Below are 16,756 nucleotides of genomic sequence, written 5' to 3'. Positions count from 1 at the left end.
CCCCTCTGCCGCTAGATGGAGCCCAACAGAAAAGGGAGGAACGGCATGTCGTTCAAAGTCGCGGTCATCGGCGCGGGGTCGGTCGGGTTCACCAAGACCCTCATTTCTGACCTGTTGAAAGTGCCCGAATTCGCCGATGTCGAGTTCGCGCTGACCGATCTCAATGCCCACAACCTCGACATGATCCACCAGATCATCTCGTCGATCGTTGCGGTCAACAACCTGCCGGCCAAGGTGACCGCCACCACCAACCGCCGCGAGGCCATCACCGGCGCCCGCTACATCATGAGCTGCGTCCGCGTCGGCGGGCTCGAGGCCTTCGCCACTGACGTCAACATTCCGCTGAAATACGGCGTCGACCAGTGCGTCGGCGACACCATCTGCGCCGGCGGCATCCTCTATGGCCAGCGCAACATCCCGGTGATCCTCGATTTCTGCAAGGACATCCGCGAGGTCGCCGAGCCCGGCGCGCTGTTCCTGAACTATGCCAACCCGATGGCCATGAACACCTGGGCCGCCGATCTCTATGGCGGCGTCGACGTCGTCGGCCTCTGCCACGGCGTCCAGCACGGCGCCCATCAGATCGCCCAGGTGCTGGGCGTGCGCGACGATGAGCTCGACTATGTCTGCTCGGGCATCAACCACCAGACCTGGTACATCGACATCCGCGCCAAGGGCCGGAAGATCGAGGCCGACGAGCTGATCGCCGGCTTCGAAAATCACCCGGTCTATTCCAAGCAGGAAAAGGTCCGCATCGACGTCCTGAAGCGTTTTGGCGTGTACTCGACCGAGTCCAACGGCCACCTCTCGGAATACCTGCCCTGGTACCGCAAGCGGCCCGAGGAAATCTCGCGCTGGATCGACATGAGTGACTGGATCCATGGCGAGACTGGCGGCTATCTCCGCCACTCCACCGAGCGCCGGAACTGGTTCGAAACCGATTTCCCGAAGTTCAAGGCCGAAGCCACCAAGCCGCTGTCGGAGCACAAGCGTACCAGCGAGCACGCCAGCTACATCATCGAGGCGCGCGAGACCGGCCGCACCTATCGGGGTCACTTCAACGTCCGCAACAACGGCATCATCAAGAACCTGCCGGCCGACGCCATCATCGAAAGCCCCGGCTTCGTCGATCGCTTCGGCATCAACATGGTCGAGGGCATCGAACTGCCGATCGCCTGCGCCGCCACCTGCTCGGTGTCGATCTCGGTGCAGCGCATGAGCGTCGAGGCAGCAATGACCGGCAATATCGACATGCTCAAGCTCGCCGTGCTGCACGACCCGCTGGTCGGCGCCATCTGCACCCCGGACGAAGTCTGGCAGATGGTCGACGAAATGGTGGTCGCCCAGGCCCAGTGGCTGCCGCAATATGCCGACGCAGTGCCGGCCGCCAAGGAACGCCTCGCCAAGGGCACCGTGAAGACCAAGGACTGGGCCGGCGCCGCCCGCAAGGTCGTCCGCTCGGTCGAAGAACTGCGCGAAATGAAGGGCGCCCATCACTGAGGGCTGCCAGCGCTGAAGCCGGTGTGAACGTCTCCCTCCCCCTTGCGGGGAGGGGACAGGGGTGGGGTCCCCAGCCACCAGCCTGTGCGGTCCCACAAGTTAACTCCCGTTAACCCGACTCCCTGCATGGTGGCGGCATGTCCGATGTCGCCACCGCGCTCCTCCAGCTGACCGGCCGTACCGAACCCACCGCCGATCCGGCGCTGGCGGCGGTGAAACTGGCCCGCGCCACGATCGACGCCCTGATCCTCCGCCTCGGCCAGACCATCGACGCCAAGGTCACAGCCCAGCTCGCCGGCGGCCTCACCCAACTCACCGCCGGCACCGAAACCTTCGTGCTGAAGCTCGAGACGCCGCTGCCGGTCAACACGGCCGTGGCACTCAGGATTGCCGCTACCCCGAACGGCCAACCCGCTGTGACCGTCGCGGTCCAGCCCCAGCCACCCGCCGCCCAACCGGCGCCACCCGCGCCACCGCCAACCCAGTCGCTACCCGCCGCACCGACGCCGCTCCCGCCGAGCACATCGAGTCCCGTATCTCCGTCAGCGACCATCCCGCTGCCAGTGCCCGGCCAGGCGCCGATAGCACCCAGTCCCACGGCGACCCTTCCGCCGCAGCCGGCCGCAACCCCGCCGTCACCCCCGACCACCCCGCCGCAGGCGACAACACCGCAAGCGTCGACGTCTCAGGTCGCACTACCCTCGGCGCCAGCGCCTCAAGTCACGCAGGCAGTGTCGCAAGTCGGCACGCTTCCATCGGCCCAACCGGTCGCCGCTCAACCGGCCCCTCTCGCCCTGCCATCACCTCCCACAGCGACCCCGGCCACCACCACAGCGACACCGCCACCGCCCCCAATGCTCGCCGCACCAGCGCCATCTCCGCCGACAGGCAGCGTAAGCCCCACGCCTGCTCCAGTCGCGACGTCCGCGATCCCAACGCCTCCGCCGGTAACTCCTGGGGCAACCGTGCAACCAGCGCCATCCCTCCTGGCCGCCCAGACCGCGCCGACCACCCCCGCAGCACCCGCACCACTTCTCACCGGTCCCACGCTCGCCGCCTCGCCGCCGCAGCCGATCGGGACCAATCTCGCTGCGCCGCCATCCGTCCCTCCGCCGGCATCGGCTCCCGCTCCAGCTCCCGCGGCGCAAACCGCCCTGGCGCCCGTGCCACCCGCCGCCCCACAGGCCCTGCCGCAGTCGCCCGCACCGTCCGTCGCAACCCAACCGGTCCCACGCCCACCCCCGCCCGCCACCTCACCTTCGCTCACCCAGATTCTCGCCGATCCGGTTCAAGCCGCCGCCCGCCAGGACACCGTCCTGCCGCTCCTCGCCCGCCTCGCGCCTCTCTCCGCTCCCGCCGCCTCTGCGCTGCCGCGCCCGGCCCTCGAGGCCATCGCCCGCATCCTCGCCGGTCGCCTCGATCTCAACCGCGCTCCGCCCGACGGTAGATCCATCCGCGATGCCGTCCTCCGCGCCGGCGTTATCACCGAGCCGGGTGCCCGCATCACGACCGACGCCAAGTCCGCGCTGCTCCAGCTGCGTTCGGCGCTGGCCGCCTTTCTCGGCAGCGAGACCGAAGCCGTCGCCCCGGTCACCCGCCGCCCGCCGCCTCCGCTGAAAGGCGGGCCCGTCCGAGCGCCGTCGCCCCAGCCGGCGGTTCCAGCCTCGGAGGAACCTCTCGAAACCGCCCGCCAACTGCTTGGCCACACTGACGCGTCGCTCTCCCGCCTGAAGCTCCTGCAGCTCGCCTCCAACCCGCCCGACGCCGCCCGCCTCAACACGCCGGCCCCCGCCGCCGAGTTCCGCGTCGAAGTCCCCATGCAGCTCGGCGCCGAGACCGGCATCCTTCAGCTGCTGGTCGAGCGCGACGGCAAGCACAAGCGCACCCCGGCCGAACGTGGCTGGCGCATGCGCTTCGTTCTCAACTTCACCGTCACCGGCGAAGTCGGGGCCGAGCTCGCGCTGCTCGGCCGTACTGCCAGCATCGCGCTCTGGGCCGCCGAACCGGCCACCGCCGACGCCCTCGAGGCCATGCTTCCCGAGCTCGCTCCGGCGCTGGCCCGTCACGGCCTCGATGTCGGCGCCGTCCGCGTCCGCCGCGGCGTCCCGCAACCCGCCGCCCGCGCCCCGGGCCAATTGCTGGATAGCGCCCGATGAGCGAAGCCGAAAAGCCCATCAGCCTCGCCGTTGCCCTCGAATACGAACGCGGCACCCGCGATGCGCCCCGCGTCATCGCCAAGGGCCGCGGCGAACTCGCCCGGCGCATCGTCGAAACGGCCGAGGAGCACGGCGTCGTCATCGACTCCAACGGCCCCCTGGCCGAAGCCCTGGCCGGCGTCGAGCTCGACGAGCAGATCCCCATCGAGCTCTACGAGGCAGTGGCCGAAATCATCGGCTTCATCCTCCGCGCCAGCCACGCGCGCCTCTAGCTTGCATTCCGCCCCCCGTCCGGGCGAAGTGACGCGCCAACTTTCCGGAGCCCGCGTCATGCCCAACATTGCCGACCTCGATACGCCCACCGTCCTGATCGATATCGATCGCGTCGAGGCCAATCTGCAGCGGGCCCAGGCGCATGCCGACAAGCAGGGCTACGCGCTCCGTCCCCACATCAAGACGCACAAGCTGCCCCGTTTCGCCAAGCGCCAGGTCGAGCTCGGCGCTGTTGGCATCACCGTGCAGAAGCTCGGCGAGGCCGAGGTGATGGCCGATGCCGGCCTTATCGACATCTTCCTCCCCTACAATATCCTCGGTCCCAAAAAGCTGGCGCGGCTGAAGGCGCTGAACGAGCGCATCACCCTCTCGGTCACTGCCGACAGCCCCGATACGCTCGCCGGCTATGCGGCGACCTTCACCGACGGCAAGCCGCTCACCGTGCTGATCGAGTGCGACTCCGGCGGCGGTCGCTGCGGCGTCCAGACGCCGGCCCAGGCGCTGGCGCTCGCCCGCCAGATCGCCCTCGCTCCCGGCTTGCGCTTCGGCGGCCTGATGACCTATCCGCCGCTACATGGTGTCGACAAATCCAATGCCTGGCTCAGCGAAGCCGTCGCGCTGTTCCAGCAGGCCGGCATCGCCGTGCCGCGCGTCTCTTCCGGCAACAGCCCCGACATGTGGGCGCCGGCCGCGGCTCCGGTCACCGAGCGCCGCCCCGGCACCTACATCTATTACGATCGCTTCCAGGTGCGGGAGAAGGTCGCCGGTCTCGACGACTGCGCGCTCACCGTCCTCGCCACCGTCGTCAGCCGCCCCACCGCCACCCGCATTGTCATCGATGCCGGCTCCAAGTCGCTGACCTCGGACCTCCTCAACATGGAGGGCTACGGCCTCGTCATGGGCACCGACCTGACGGTGAAAGGCCTCTCCGAGGAGCACGGCGTCATCGAGCTGCCCATCGCCTCCGATTGGCCGCGCGTCGGCGAGCGCCTGCGCATCGTCCCCAACCACGCCTGCGTCATCTCCAACCTGTTCGACACCGTCACCCTGATCTCCGGCGACGAGGTCAAGGAAGTGGTGCCCGTTGCGGCGCGCGGACGAGTCGACTAGGTATCCTTCCGGCACAGGCAGTGGGCGATAGCATAGATGGGCGACCTCTTGGTCCGGCTGTATGACCTGCCGGAAATCGCATCCGAAGCAAAGGTGATCGCCGCCGGCGTTACCCTGCGCCGGGCGCTTCCCCCTGAGCGGCACTTGGTCACCGAGTGGGTGGGCCGGCATTTCAGCCCCTATTGGGTGTCCGAGGTGGAAATGGCGATGAGCCAGCACCCCGTCACCTGCTGGCTCGCTGTCCGCGACAACCAGTTGCTCGGCTTCGCCTGCCACGACGCGACCGCCAAGGGCTTCTTCGGCCCCACCGGCGTCGACGAGGCGGCGCGTGGGCAGGGGATCGGCGAAGCCCTGCTGATCGTCACCCTGCGCGGCATGCGCGAAGCGGGCTATGCCTACGCCGTCATCGGCGCCCCCGGCCCGGTCGAGTTCTACCAGAAGCGGCTCGACGCGCTGCTGATCCCCGACTCGAAACCTGGCCTTTACAAGGGGATGCTGCGTCCGGCTCAGTCGAGCTGAATGCAGCAGGCGAACTAACCTAGTCTTTACTCGGCCGCGCTAGGCTCACAGCCTCGATTTCCCTGGAATCTCTGGGTCTCCAGCGCCTTGTCCAAGACCGGGAACACTCCCGCGCCACCGCCGGACGCCGCACCACCAGAAGGTGATGCAGCCGCGCTGCTGAAGCTCGGGCGCCAGTTGTCGCTGGCCCGCGGCAAGCTCCATGCCCAGGACCTGCGCCTCCGCGCCATCCTCGAGAACCTGGCACACGGCATCTCGCTCTACGATCGCCACGGCCGGCTGGTGCTCTGCAATCGCCAGTTCCTCGACATCTATCGCCTGCCGCCCGCCCTGGGGAAACGTGGCACCAGCTTCCGCCAGATTCTCGAAGCCCGTGTCGCCGGCAACACCCATGTCGGCGACGACGCCGACGACTATGTCGCTGATCGCCTGAGCGCCGTGCACGAGCAACGCACCCTCGGCGGCATCCACCGGCTGAACTCCGGCCAGGTCATCTCGATGACCCACCAGCCAATGGACGATGGCGGCTGGATCTCGACCCATAAGGACGTGACCGAGCTGCACAACATGCAGGCCGAGCTCACCCACCTCGCCTACCACGATGCTCTGACGGGCCTGCCCAATCGCACCCTGTTCTACCGCCGCATCGGCAATTCCTTCGAAAACCTCGCCGGCACCGGCTTCGCCGTGCTCTGCCTCGATCTCGATGGCTTCAAGCCGATCAACGACACGCTCGGCCACGCCGCCGGCGATGCCCTGCTGCGCCAGTTCGCGGCCCGGCTTGGCAGTTGCCTCGGCCCCATGGACTCCGCGGCCCGCATGGGCGGCGACGAGTTCGCCGTGCTGCACCGCGGCGGCACCGCCGAGAGCGCCCAGGACCTCGCGCAGCGCCTCTGCGAAGCGACGCTCGCGCCCTACGACCTCGACGGCCAGGTGCTCACCATCGCGGTCGGCATCGGCATCGCCATCGCCGGCGAGGACGGGATCGACACCGATCAGCTGCTGCACAATGCCGACGTGGCGCTTTACGCCGCCAAGCGCGACGGCCGGGGCAGCGTCCGCTTCTTCGAGCCTGAACTCAATCGCGTCACCGTCGATCGCCGCCGCCTTGAGGTGGACCTCAAGCGGGCACTGGAATTTGGCGAGTTCGAGCTGCACTTTCAGCCAATTCTCAACCTCCGGACGCACAAATTCTCGGGCTTCGAGGCCCTGCTGCGCTGGCAGCATCCCGACCGCGGCCTCGTCCCGCCTTGCGATTTCATCCCCGTCGCCGAAGACACGGGCCTGATCGTCCCGATCGGCGATTGGGTCATCCGCGAGGCCCTGGCCGAGGCGGCGCGCTGGCCCGACGGCCTCAAGATCGCCGTCAACGTCTCGTCCGTCCAACTGGTGCGCGGCAGCCTGATCACCACGCTCGTTCAAGCCCTTGCCGCCTCCGGCATCGCCCATGAGCGGGTCGAGATCGAGATCACCGAGTCCGTTTTCCTCGAGAATTCCGAGCAGAGCCTCGACACCCTCCGCCAGCTCCGCGCCCTCGGCGTCCGCATCGCGCTCGACGATTTCGGCACCGGCTTCTCGGCGCTCGGCTACCTGCTGGCCTTCCCCTTCGACAAGATCAAGATCGACGGCACCTTCGTCCGCGCGCTCGAAAGCACCGAGGGCGCCAAGACCATCGTCAGCGCGGTTGCCGATATCGGCGCGCGCCTCGAGATGGAGACCACCGCCGAGGGTATCGAGACTCCCGAGCAGCTGCGCGGTGTTCACGCCGCCGGCTACACCGAGGCCCAGGGCTACCTGATCTCGCACCCGATGACGCGCGAGGCGGTGCGGCGGCTGGTCCTCGGCACCTCCGACGCGATGCCCGAAGCGCCCCTGGCGCAGAAGGCCGCCGGCTAGTCATTCCAGCGTCATCGCTTCGTCACAGCAGCGTCTTTTGCCGGGTGCACCCATCCTGAATACTTTCAGGAGCGTCGCAATGACCGATCGTTTGAAGACGCGCGCGCGCCCGACGCGCCGCCAGTCATTCACCACCAAATATTCCGACCTGATGGCCGAAGGTTATTCGCGCCGCTCTGTGCTGAAGGGCCTGCTCGCCGGCACCGCCGTGGCCGCATCCGGCGCCAGCTTCGGCGTCGGCGCCGCCTTCGCCCAGGCCAACTCCGTCTCCAGCCTCACCTTCCCCGAACTGACCCGCGTCACCGACAAGAACGACCACTGGCCGGAGGGCTACTCGCGCCAAGTCCTGCTGCGCTGGGGCGACAAGCTGTTCGCTGACAGCCCCGAGTTCGATCTCGCGACGCTCGATGGCGCCGCCGCCGAAAGGCAGTTCGGCTACAACAACGATTTCACCGCCTTCCTGCCGCTGCCGCAGGGCAGCCAGTCGAACGATCACGGCCTGCTCGTCGTCAACCACGAGTACGCCGCGCCTTACCTGATGTTCCCCGGCACGACCGATGAGGACTACAAGGAAAAGCTGACCGACGACCAGATCCGCGCCGTCGCTGGCTCCACCGGCATCTCCGTGGTCGAGATCAAGAAGACTGGCAATGAGTGGCAGGTGGTCACTGACGGCCAGTACAATCGCCGCGTCCACATGGGCACCGAGATGCGCCTCTCCGGCCCCGCCGCCGGCGACGACAGGCTGAAGACCTCGATCGACCCCACCGGCACCATCGTCTTCGGCTCCATCTCCAACTGCTCGGGCGGCATCACCCCGTGGGGCACGATGCTCTCGGGCGAGGAAGGCGGCATGGACGTCTTCGCCGGCGACTACACCACGCTCCCCGACCAGGAACTGGTCGAGCGCCAGGGCTGGGACGAGGATGAGAATGACGGCTACGCCCTGAGCCGTGTCGACGCCCGCCTGAAGTTCGAGAACGAGCCGAACGAGTGGCTGAAGTTCGACTGGGTGGTCGAGATCGACCCGTTCGATCCCGCGGCCAAGCCGGTTAAGCGCACCGCCCTCGGCCGCTTCACCCACGAAGGCGCCCAGGTCGCCTTGGCCCCGGATGGTCGCGTCGTCCTCTACATGGGCGACGATGACGACTTCGAATACCTCTACAAGTTCGTCACCTCCAAGCCCTGGAACCCCACCGACCGGGCCGCCAACAAGGACCTGCTCGACGAGGGCACGCTCTACACCGCCCGCTTCGATGCCGATGGCAAGATGACCTGGCTGCCGTTGGTACAGGGGCAGGGGCCGCTCACCCCCGAGAACGGTTTCCACACCCAGTCTGACGTGGTGCTGCGCACCCGCATGGCCGCCGACCTGCTCGGCGCCACCCCGATGGACGCGCCCGAAGGCTTCGTGCCGCATCCGAAGACCGGCCGCGTTTACATCGCCATGACCGAGAACGAGGATCGCCTGCCGGCCGGCGAAGGAGACGAGGGCGAACAGGTCAACGTCGCCAACACCCGCGCCCCGAACCCGGACGGCCACATCCTCGAGCTCACCCCGCCAGGCGTTCCCGATGCCCCCGACCACGCCGCGACCGATTACACCTGGGATGCCTTCATCCTCTGCGGCGACCCCAAGGATCCGGCCTCGCACGCCCTCTGCCACCCCGAGACCTCGGACAACGGCTGGTTCACCGATCCGGACAACCTCTCGGTCGATCCCGCCGGCCGCCTCTGGGTCACCACCGACGGCCCGCCCGATGCCGGCTTCAACGATGCGCTCTATGTCGCCGACACCGAGGGCCCGGGCAAGGCACTGCCGAAATTGTTCTACTCGCCCCCCGTCGGCTCCGAAGTCTGCTCGCCCGCCTTCACCCCCGACGGCAAGACTATGTTCCTCTCCATCCAGCACCCCGGCGAACTCCGCCTCGAAGACGGCGAGGACTCCACCTCCATCGCCGACGCCGGCACCAACTGGCCCGACTTCATTGCTGGCCAGGGCCCTCGTCCCTCGCTGGTAGTGATCACCAAGGACGACGGAGGCGTGGTCGGCAGCTGAGGAGTCCGGGAGAGCAGCTTTCTCATCGGAGCCACTCTCCTCCCCACCAACGTCATCCCCGCGAAGGCGGGGCCCGGCGCGATCTCTCAACCTCCACGGGTGTTGCAGCATCCACTAGGTTCCCGCCTGCGCGGGAATGGCGCCGATGTGAAGCTCAAACAAAAAAGGCGGGGATCGCTCCCCGCCTCGTTCACTCCTGAAACCCCAAGTTTCAGAGCTTGTCGGTGATCGCCGTGGTGAAGGCGCCCGACGGCTTGTTCTTGATGATCTTCTGGTCGAGCAGGGCTTTCTCGGTGCGGTCATAGGCGGCCGCGTCGAGCTTGAAGTCCTTGGCGTCGACGAGCTTGGCCACTTCGCCCATCATGTACTTCTGATGGTCGAGGATCTGGGCACCGGACTCGTCGTTGTCGAGCACGATCTGCGCGGCTTCATCAGGGTTGGCGATCGCATACTCCCAGCCCTTCTGCGAAGCGCGGACGAAGCGGACCATCTTGTCGGCGAAAGCCGGGTCGGCGAGCTTGTCTTCCATCGCATACAGGCCGTCCTCGAGCAGGTCATTGCCGAGGTCGGTGTAGTTGAAGATCACCAGCTTATCCTTGGTGAAGCCGGCGTCGATCGCCTGGCCCAGTTCGTTGTAGGTCATCACCGAGATGCAGTCGGCCTGCTTCTGCACCAACGGCTGCACGTCGAACGACTGCTTCAGCACGTTCACCCCATCGGCGCCGCCTTCGGTCGGGATGCCCAGCTTGTTCATCCAGGCATAGAACGGATACTCGTTGCCGAAGAACCAGACGCCAAGCGTGTGACCCTTGAAGTCGGCTTCGGTCTGCACCGGGCCATCCTTCGGGCAGATCATCAGCAAGCCGGATTTCTTGAACGGCTGCGCGATGTTGACGAGGCCGACGCCCTGCTCGCGAGCCGCCAGCGCACCGCCCATCCAGTCGACGATGACGTCGGCGCCGCCACCGGCGATCACCTGCTCGGGGGCGATATCCGGCCCGCCCGGCTTGATCGTGATGTCGATGCCTTCGTCAGTGTAGAAGCCCTTGTCCTTGGCGACGAAATAGCCTGCGAACTGCGCCTGCGTAACCCACTTGAGCTGCAAGGTGACCGGATCGGCCGCCCAGCTCGCGGTAGCACCGAGCGCCAGCGCGCCCGCTACCAGACCAACGAGAAGCTTTTTCATTTTTGACGTTTCCCTTTTCCCCTGATTACGCCCGACCACCGCGGACGGACGGATGCCAGAAGGTGACTGTCCTCTCGATGAGCGCCACCAGCCAGTAGAAAACAGAGCCCGCTAGCGCCGCCACGGCGATCTCTGCCCAGACCATCTCGACATTGAGCTTGCCGATCTCCGACGAGATGCGAAAGCCCATGCCAACGATGGGTGTTCCGAAGAATTCAGCCACGATTGCGCCGATCAGCGCCAGAGTCGAGTTGATCTTCAATGCGTTGAAAATGAACGGCGCCGCTGCCGGCAGCCTGAGCTTGAACAGCGTCGACCAGTAACCCGAGGCATAGGTGCGCATCAGGTCGCGCTCCATGTGCCCCGCCGCGTTCAGCCCGGCCACGGTGTTCACCAGCATCGGGAAGAACGTCATGATGACGACGACGGCAGCCTTGCTCGGCCAGTCGAAGCCGAACCACATCACCATGATCGGCGCGATGCCGATCAGCGGCAACGCCGAGATGAAATTGCCCAGCGGCAATAACCCGCGCTTCAGGAACGGCGAGCGGTCGACCGCGATGGCAACGAGGAACCCTGCGCCGCACCCGAGGACGTAGCCGGCTAGCACCGCCTTGAGGAAGGTCTGCTGGAAATCCGCCGCGATCCTCGGGATATTGCCAATCAGCGTCTCCCAGATCCCCGATGGCGACGGCAGCAGCACCTTGGGCACATTGCCGCCCCGGGTGATTGCTTCCCACGCGACGAGGATCGCCACACCGAAGATCGCCGGGATCAACACCCCAACCAGTTCGGCCGCCTCGCCCCGCACGATGGCCCGCGACAATCGCTCCGCAAACAGCCAGGCAAATAGCCAGGCAGCAACCAGCGCGAACCAGTAGCCCGGCTCGGCCTGCTGCAGCGTTTCGAGCGCCAGCATCAGCCCCACCGCGCCGAGCGCCGCGAGGACGCCGTCGACCCAGTAGCTCAACGAAATACGGAAACGGATGAGGCTGAAGATGCCGAGCACCAGGAACACCCCGACCGCGGGAAACTCCCACACCGGCAGCGGCGCCCCTTCAGTCGACGCGAAATCGAAGATCAGCGCCAGCAGCGCGAAACCAGACGCGAAGGCAGCTAGAACCCGTTGCAGCGCCGTCATGCCCGCGCTCCGAGTTGCTTGTTGGTGACCCGCTCGGCCAGCCCCACCAGCGCAATCAGCGCCCCGGCCAGCAACGCCGCAGCTAGCAGCGCCGACCAGATCTGGATCGTCTGCCCGTAGTACGAGCCCGCCAGCAGCCGCGCACCAATCCCGTTGCTGGTGCCGGCCGGCAACTCGCCGACGATGGCGCCGACGAGGCTCGCCGCCACCCCCACCTTCATCGAGGTAAACAGATAGGGCAGGGCAATCGGCCAGCGCAGCTTGGTGAACACATGGAAGCGCGACGCATTGTAGGTGCGCATCAGGTCGAGCTGGATCTGCTCGGGGCTGCGGAAGCCCTTCACCATCCCCACCACCACCGGGAAGAAACTGAGATAGGTCGAGATCAGCGCCTTGGGGATCAGCCCGGAAATGCCGACCGCATTCAGCACGACGATCACCATCGGCGCGATCGCGAGGATGGGGATGGTCTGGCTGGCGATGATCCACGGCATCAGCGAGCGGTCCATCGCCTGGTTGTGGACGATGAACGCCGCAAGCCCGATGCCGAACACCGTCCCCATGGCAAAGCCCAGGAGCGTCGCCGAGAGCGTGATCCAGCCATGGTAGACGAGGCTGCGCTTCGACGTGATGGCCTGCTCGACCGTGGTCTTCCAGAACTCCCCAACGATCTGATGCGGCGCCGGCAGCAGTGGCTTCTCGGCGTTCAGCACGTCATTGAGCTGCTGGCTGAAGCTGACATTGGTCACGTCGGTGCGCTGGTAGAAGTCCGACATCCCCTGCCAGTTCATCAGCACCGCGGCGACGTACCAGACGACGATCAGCGCGGCGACGACAATCAGGATCGGGAACAGGCTGCCGTCGCGCCACGAGGTCTTCATCGCCTAGACCTCGTACGAGTGGCCGGCCCTCAGGCCGTCACGGACGCGGTGGGCGATGGCGAGGAACTCCGGCGTTTCGCGGATTTCCAGCGGCCGCTCGGCAGGGAGCGTCGACTCGATGATGTCGGTGACCCGGCCCGGCCGCGGGCTCATCACCACGATCTTGGTCGAGAGATACACCGCCTCGGGGATCGAGTGAGTGACGAACGCGATAGTCTTCTGCGTCGCCGCCCAGAGTTTCAAGAGCTCCGAGTTGAGGTGGTCGCGGACGATCTCGTCCAGCGCCCCGAACGGCTCGTCCATCAGCAGTAGGTCGGCATCGAACGCCAGCGCCCGCGCGATCGAGGCGCGCTGCTGCATGCCGCCGGAGAGCTGCCACGGAAACTTCTTCTCGAAACCCTCGAGGTTCACCAGTTCCATGGTCTTGCTGATGCGCGCCTTTCGGTCGGCCTCGCCATAGCCCATGATTTCGAGCGGGAGCGCCACGTTCTTCTCGATGGTCCGCCACGGAAACAGTGCCGGCGCCTGGAACACATAGCCATACGAGCGGTTGACCCGCGCATCGGCGGGCGAAGTACCATTTACCGTGATCGTCCCCGACGTCGGCTGCTCCAGATCGGCGATGACGCGCAGGAACGTCGTCTTGCCGCAGCCCGATGGGCCGATAAACGAGACGAACTCGCCCCGCTTGATGTCGAGATTGACGTCCGACAGCGCCACCACGTCGCCGTCCGCTGTCTTGAAAGTCAGGCCGAGACCCTTGGCCTCGACCACGCTCTGCGATTTGCCCCCGTCCGTCGTCAAACCCTCAAACCCCCGTCGCCGGAATGCCGGTGCGCTCTACCTTGCGCGGCGCCGTGATGTCCTTCCACGTCGAAAGAGCCCGGTTCACCGGGTTCTTCGCCTCGCGCGCCACGAACTGGCCGTGTCCCTGCTCGGTGCTGATCGTGTCTTCGGTCACCGCCACCTGCCCACGCGTCAGCGTGAAGCGCGGCAGCCCCTCGACCTCGATGCCCTCGAACACGTTGTAGTCGATCGCCGACTGCTGCTTGGCCGCCGTGATCGTCTTCTTGCGCTTGGGGTCCCACACCACGAGGTCGGCATCCGCCCCGACCAGGATGGCGCCCTTTTTGGGGTACATGTTGAGGATCTTGGCGATGTTGGTCGAGGTCACCGCGACGAACTCGTTCATCGTCAGCCGCCCGGTCTTGACGCCCTTGGTCCACAGTACCGGCATCCGGTCCTCGAGCCCGCCCGTGCCGTTCGGGATCTTGGCGAAGTTGCCGATCCCGTTGCGCTTCTGCGCCGTGGTGAAGGCGCAGTGGTCGGTCGCCACCACCTGCAGCGAACCCGACTGCAGCCCGGCCCACAGCGAATCCTGGTGCTGCTTGTTGCGGAACGGCGGACTCATCACCCGGCGCGCCGCATAGTCCCAGTCGCGGTTGAAGTACTCGGTCTCGTCGAGCACCAGGTGCTGGATCAGCGGCTCGCCATAGACGCGCTTGCCCGCCTGCCGCGCCCGGCGGATCGCCTCATGCGCCTGCTCGCAGGACGTATGGACGATGTAGACAGGCACCCCCGCCATGTCGGCGATCATGATCGCCCGGTTGGTCGCCTCGCCTTCCACCTCCGGCGGGCGCGAATAGGCATGCGCCTCCGGCCCGTTGTTGCCCGCGGCGAGGAGCTTCGCCGTCATCTGCGCCACCACGTCGCCATTCTCGGCATGAACGAGGGGCAGCGCGCCCAAATCCGCGCAACGCTGGAACGACGAAAACATCTCGTCATCGTCCACCATCAGCGCGCCCTTATAGGCCATGAAATGCTTGAACGAGGTGATGCCGCGATCGACCACATCGGCCATCTCGTTGAACACCTGCTCGCCCCACCAGGTGATCGCCATATGGAACGAGTAGTCGCAGCTGGCCTTGGAGGTTTTGTTGTCCCACATCTGCAGCGCCTCGAGCAGCGACTGGTTGGGCGAAGGCAGGCAGAAATCTACCACCATCGTCGTGCCGCCGCTGAGCGCCGCGCGTGTGCCGGACTCGAAGTCATCGGACGAGTACGTCCCCATGAACGGCATCTCGAGATGCGTATGCGGATCGATCCCGCCCGGCATCACATAGCAGCCCGAGGCATCGAGGATCTCGCCGCCCGTGAGGTTCTGGCCGATCTCGGTGATCTTGCCGCCCTCGACGCGGACGTCGGCGGCATAGGTGAGATCGGCGGTAACGACAGTGCCGTTCTTGATGATTTTGCTGGTCATTCGAGTTTCCCTGTCATTCGCGTGGGGCCTCGGTCACCTCTCCCTGGGGGGAGAGGTCGGACTTCGTGAAGCGAAGTCCGGGTGAGGGGGCCTTCTCCAGCCTGTCGGCGATAATCTGCAGCACGCCATCTAGATTGGTCAGTACGTCGTTGTTCCAGAAGCGGATCACGCGGTAGCCGTGCTCGGCAAGCACCGCGGTACGCCGGATATCATCAAGCTGAGCAGCAGCGTGCTGGCCACCGTCGAGTTCAACAATCAGGTCGCGCTCTCTACAAGCAAAGTCTGCGATGAACGAGCCGATGGGCAACTGACGGACGAACTTGTGACCATGAAGTTGGCGGTCCCTCAACCGCGACCAGAGCCTGCGTTCCGCGTCGGTTGAATTCTCCCTGAGGGAGCGGGCACGTGCGACGAACTTGCTCTTGAGCGTCCCCATAAGGCCCCCTCACCCGGCGCTGCGCGCCGACCTCTCCCCCGAGGGAGAGGTAATCCGTGCCCGAAGCTCCCCCAGCGCGCTCACCCCACAATCTCCGCCGTCTCCAACACCGCCCGCAGCAGCACGTCGGTGCCCGCCGCCGCCCACTCCTTGCTGATGTTCTCGGCCTCATTGTGCGAAAGCCCATCCACGCACGGGCACATGATCATCGCCGATGGCGCCACGCGGTTGATCCAGCACGCATCATGCCCCGCCCCCGAGACGATATCGCGGTGCGAATAGCCAAGCTCCTTGGCCGCCGCCCGAACATTCCCCACCAGCGTCTTGTCGAACGTCACCGGATCAAAGTGCCCGACCTGCTCGACCTCGAAGCCGATATCGAGCCCCTCGGCGATGTTCTCGATGCCACCACGGATGCGCTCGTCCATCTCGTCGAGCACCGCCTTGTCCGGCGAGCGAATGTCGATGGTGAACACCGCCTTGCCGGCGATGATGTTGCGCGAATTGGGATAGACCTGGATGTGCCCCACTGCGCCCACGGCGCTCGGCTGGTAGTCCATCGCCACCTCGTGGACGAGCTCTATCACCCGAGCCATGCCGAGGCTGGCGTTGCGCCGCTTCGGCATCGGCGTGGAGCCGGTATGGGCCTCCTTGCCGGTGAGCGTCACCTGCAGCCACTTCAGCCCCTGGCCGTGCGTCACGACGCCGATATCGATGTTCTCGTCCTCGAGGATCGGGCCCTGCTCGATGTGCAACTCGTAGTAGGCGTGGATCTTCCGCGCCCCGACCACTTCGTCGCCCTTCCAGCCGATCCGCTCCAGCTCCTCGCCGAACGTCTTCCCGTCCTTGTCCTTGTGTGTGTAGACGTCCGCCTGCTCGAGCACCCCGGCGAACACGCCCGAGGCCATCATCGCCGGCGCAAACCGCGCCCCTTCCTCGTTGGTCCAGTTGACCACCACGATCGGGCGCTTGGTGCGGATGTCGAGATCGTTGAGCGTCCGGATCACCTCGAGCCCACCCAGCACCCCGAGCACCCCGTCATAGCGCCCTCCGGTCGGCTGCGTGTCGAGATGGCTGCCTACATACACCGGGTCGAGCCCCGGCTCCGCGCCCTCGCGCCGCGCGAACATGGTGCCCATCTGGTCGAGCCCCATCTCCATCCCGGCGGCCTCGCACCATCGCTTGAACAGCGCGCGGCCCTTGGCGTCGTCGTCGGTGACGGTCTGCCGGTTGTTGCCCCCGGCAACCCCCGGCCCGATCTCGGCCAGCTCGTGAATGGAGCTCCAAAGGCGCTCGGGGTCGATACGAAGGTTTTCGCCGGGAGCTGCCATTGGTG

Annotated in this window: 15 protein-coding genes; 7 read left to right on the top strand and 8 right to left on the bottom strand. The window is 66.3% G+C overall.

Annotated features, from left to right (window positions below; translation table 11 throughout):
* Nucleotides 1-45: 45 nt before the first annotated feature.
* Nucleotides 46-1,500, top strand: coding sequence for an alpha-galactosidase (gene melA, locus AC1DV8_RS05830; protein ID WP_477156802.1), 1,455 nt, complete (start codon nt 46-48; stop codon nt 1,498-1,500).
* Nucleotides 1,501-1,609: 109 nt separating this feature from the next.
* Here melA and AC1DV8_RS05825 read toward each other — a convergent pair whose 3' ends face one another.
* Nucleotides 1,610-2,098, bottom strand: coding sequence for a hypothetical protein (locus tag AC1DV8_RS05825; RefSeq protein WP_477156801.1), 489 nt, complete (start codon nt 2,096-2,098; stop codon nt 1,610-1,612).
* Nucleotides 2,099-2,465: 367 nt separating this feature from the next.
* Here AC1DV8_RS05825 and fliK point away from each other — a divergent pair, with 367 nt between their 5' ends.
* The 6 genes from fliK (at nt 2,466) to AC1DV8_RS05795 (ending at nt 9,513) form a co-directional block, all read left to right on the top strand.
* Entirely contained in the window at nt 2,466-3,656 is a 1,191-nt protein-coding gene (gene fliK / locus AC1DV8_RS05820) for a flagellar hook-length control protein FliK (protein WP_477156800.1), read from the top strand.
* Nucleotides 3,653-3,928: an EscU/YscU/HrcU family type III secretion system export apparatus switch protein gene (locus AC1DV8_RS05815; protein ID WP_477150959.1), complete on the top strand. Its 276-nt coding sequence runs from the start codon at nt 3,653-3,655 to the stop codon at nt 3,926-3,928. The genes fliK and AC1DV8_RS05815 overlap by 4 nt, the downstream gene beginning before the upstream one ends.
* 58 nt (nt 3,929-3,986) lie before the next feature.
* Entirely contained in the window at nt 3,987-5,039 is a 1,053-nt protein-coding gene (locus AC1DV8_RS05810) for a D-TA family PLP-dependent enzyme (RefSeq protein ID WP_477156799.1), read from the top strand.
* A gap of 36 nt (nt 5,040-5,075) precedes the next feature.
* Nucleotides 5,076-5,558: a GNAT family N-acetyltransferase gene (locus tag AC1DV8_RS05805; RefSeq protein ID WP_477150961.1), complete on the top strand. Its 483-nt coding sequence runs from the start codon at nt 5,076-5,078 to the stop codon at nt 5,556-5,558.
* Nucleotides 5,559-5,645: 87 nt separating this feature from the next.
* Nucleotides 5,646-7,454, top strand: coding sequence for a putative bifunctional diguanylate cyclase/phosphodiesterase (locus AC1DV8_RS05800; protein ID WP_477156798.1), 1,809 nt, complete (start codon nt 5,646-5,648; stop codon nt 7,452-7,454).
* Between the two features lie 79 nt (nt 7,455-7,533).
* Nucleotides 7,534-9,513: a PhoX family protein gene (locus AC1DV8_RS05795; RefSeq protein WP_477156797.1), complete on the top strand. Its 1,980-nt coding sequence runs from the start codon at nt 7,534-7,536 to the stop codon at nt 9,511-9,513.
* A 211-nt stretch (nt 9,514-9,724) separates the two neighbouring features.
* Here the strand turns inward: AC1DV8_RS05795 and AC1DV8_RS05790 are convergent, their stop codons facing one another.
* The 7 genes from AC1DV8_RS05790 to AC1DV8_RS05760 form a co-directional block, all read right to left on the bottom strand.
* Nucleotides 9,725-10,699, bottom strand: coding sequence for an ABC transporter substrate-binding protein (locus AC1DV8_RS05790; RefSeq protein ID WP_477156796.1), 975 nt, complete (start codon nt 10,697-10,699; stop codon nt 9,725-9,727).
* 25 nt (nt 10,700-10,724) lie between these two features.
* On the bottom strand, nt 10,725-11,840 hold the full coding sequence (locus AC1DV8_RS05785) for an ABC transporter permease (RefSeq protein WP_477156795.1): 1,116 nt from the start codon (nt 11,838-11,840) through the stop codon (nt 10,725-10,727).
* On the bottom strand, nt 11,837-12,721 hold the full coding sequence (locus tag AC1DV8_RS05780) for an ABC transporter permease (RefSeq protein ID WP_477156794.1): 885 nt from the start codon (nt 12,719-12,721) through the stop codon (nt 11,837-11,839). The genes AC1DV8_RS05785 and AC1DV8_RS05780 overlap by 4 nt, the downstream gene beginning before the upstream one ends.
* Nucleotides 12,722-12,724: 3 nt before the next feature.
* Nucleotides 12,725-13,525: an ABC transporter ATP-binding protein gene (locus tag AC1DV8_RS05775; protein WP_477150967.1), complete on the bottom strand. Its 801-nt coding sequence runs from the start codon at nt 13,523-13,525 to the stop codon at nt 12,725-12,727.
* A gap of 4 nt (nt 13,526-13,529) precedes the next feature.
* Nucleotides 13,530-14,984, bottom strand: a complete 1,455-nt coding sequence (gene hydA, locus AC1DV8_RS05770) for a dihydropyrimidinase (protein WP_477156793.1) — start codon at nt 14,982-14,984, stop codon at nt 13,530-13,532.
* A gap of 13 nt (nt 14,985-14,997) precedes the next feature.
* A complete protein-coding gene (locus AC1DV8_RS05765; protein WP_477150969.1) occupies nt 14,998-15,420 on the bottom strand; it encodes an endonuclease domain-containing protein in 423 nt (140 codons plus the stop codon).
* An 80-nt stretch (nt 15,421-15,500) separates the two neighbouring features.
* Nucleotides 15,501-16,751: a Zn-dependent hydrolase gene (locus AC1DV8_RS05760; protein WP_477156792.1), complete on the bottom strand. Its 1,251-nt coding sequence runs from the start codon at nt 16,749-16,751 to the stop codon at nt 15,501-15,503.
* Nucleotides 16,752-16,756: the final 5 nt, after the last annotated feature.

This window comes from Devosia sp. P3_B2, assembly GCF_056402875.1.
The sequence above is the reverse complement of the archived record's forward strand: the minus strand, read 5'-3'. Positions and strand labels throughout refer to the sequence as shown.

Coding starts and splice junctions, on each gene's coding strand:
- AC1DV8_RS05785 (WP_477156795.1), bottom strand. CDS start 11,840: ATGACGGCGCTGCAACGGGTTCTAGCTGCCTTCGCGTCTGGTTTCGCG.
- hydA (WP_477156793.1), bottom strand. CDS start 14,984: ATGACCAGCAAAATCATCAAGAACGGCACTGTCGTTACCGCCGATCTC.
- AC1DV8_RS05795 (WP_477156797.1), top strand. CDS start 7,534: ATGACCGATCGTTTGAAGACGCGCGCGCGCCCGACGCGCCGCCAGTCA.
- AC1DV8_RS05765 (WP_477150969.1), bottom strand. CDS start 15,420: ATGGGGACGCTCAAGAGCAAGTTCGTCGCACGTGCCCGCTCCCTCAGG.
- melA (WP_477156802.1), top strand. CDS start 46: ATGTCGTTCAAAGTCGCGGTCATCGGCGCGGGGTCGGTCGGGTTCACC.
- AC1DV8_RS05815 (WP_477150959.1), top strand. CDS start 3,653: ATGAGCGAAGCCGAAAAGCCCATCAGCCTCGCCGTTGCCCTCGAATAC.
- AC1DV8_RS05790 (WP_477156796.1), bottom strand. CDS start 10,699: ATGAAAAAGCTTCTCGTTGGTCTGGTAGCGGGCGCGCTGGCGCTCGGT.
- AC1DV8_RS05805 (WP_477150961.1), top strand. CDS start 5,076: ATGGGCGACCTCTTGGTCCGGCTGTATGACCTGCCGGAAATCGCATCC.
- AC1DV8_RS05780 (WP_477156794.1), bottom strand. CDS start 12,721: ATGAAGACCTCGTGGCGCGACGGCAGCCTGTTCCCGATCCTGATTGTC.
- AC1DV8_RS05810 (WP_477156799.1), top strand. CDS start 3,987: ATGCCCAACATTGCCGACCTCGATACGCCCACCGTCCTGATCGATATC.
- AC1DV8_RS05760 (WP_477156792.1), bottom strand. CDS start 16,751: ATGGCAGCTCCCGGCGAAAACCTTCGTATCGACCCCGAGCGCCTTTGG.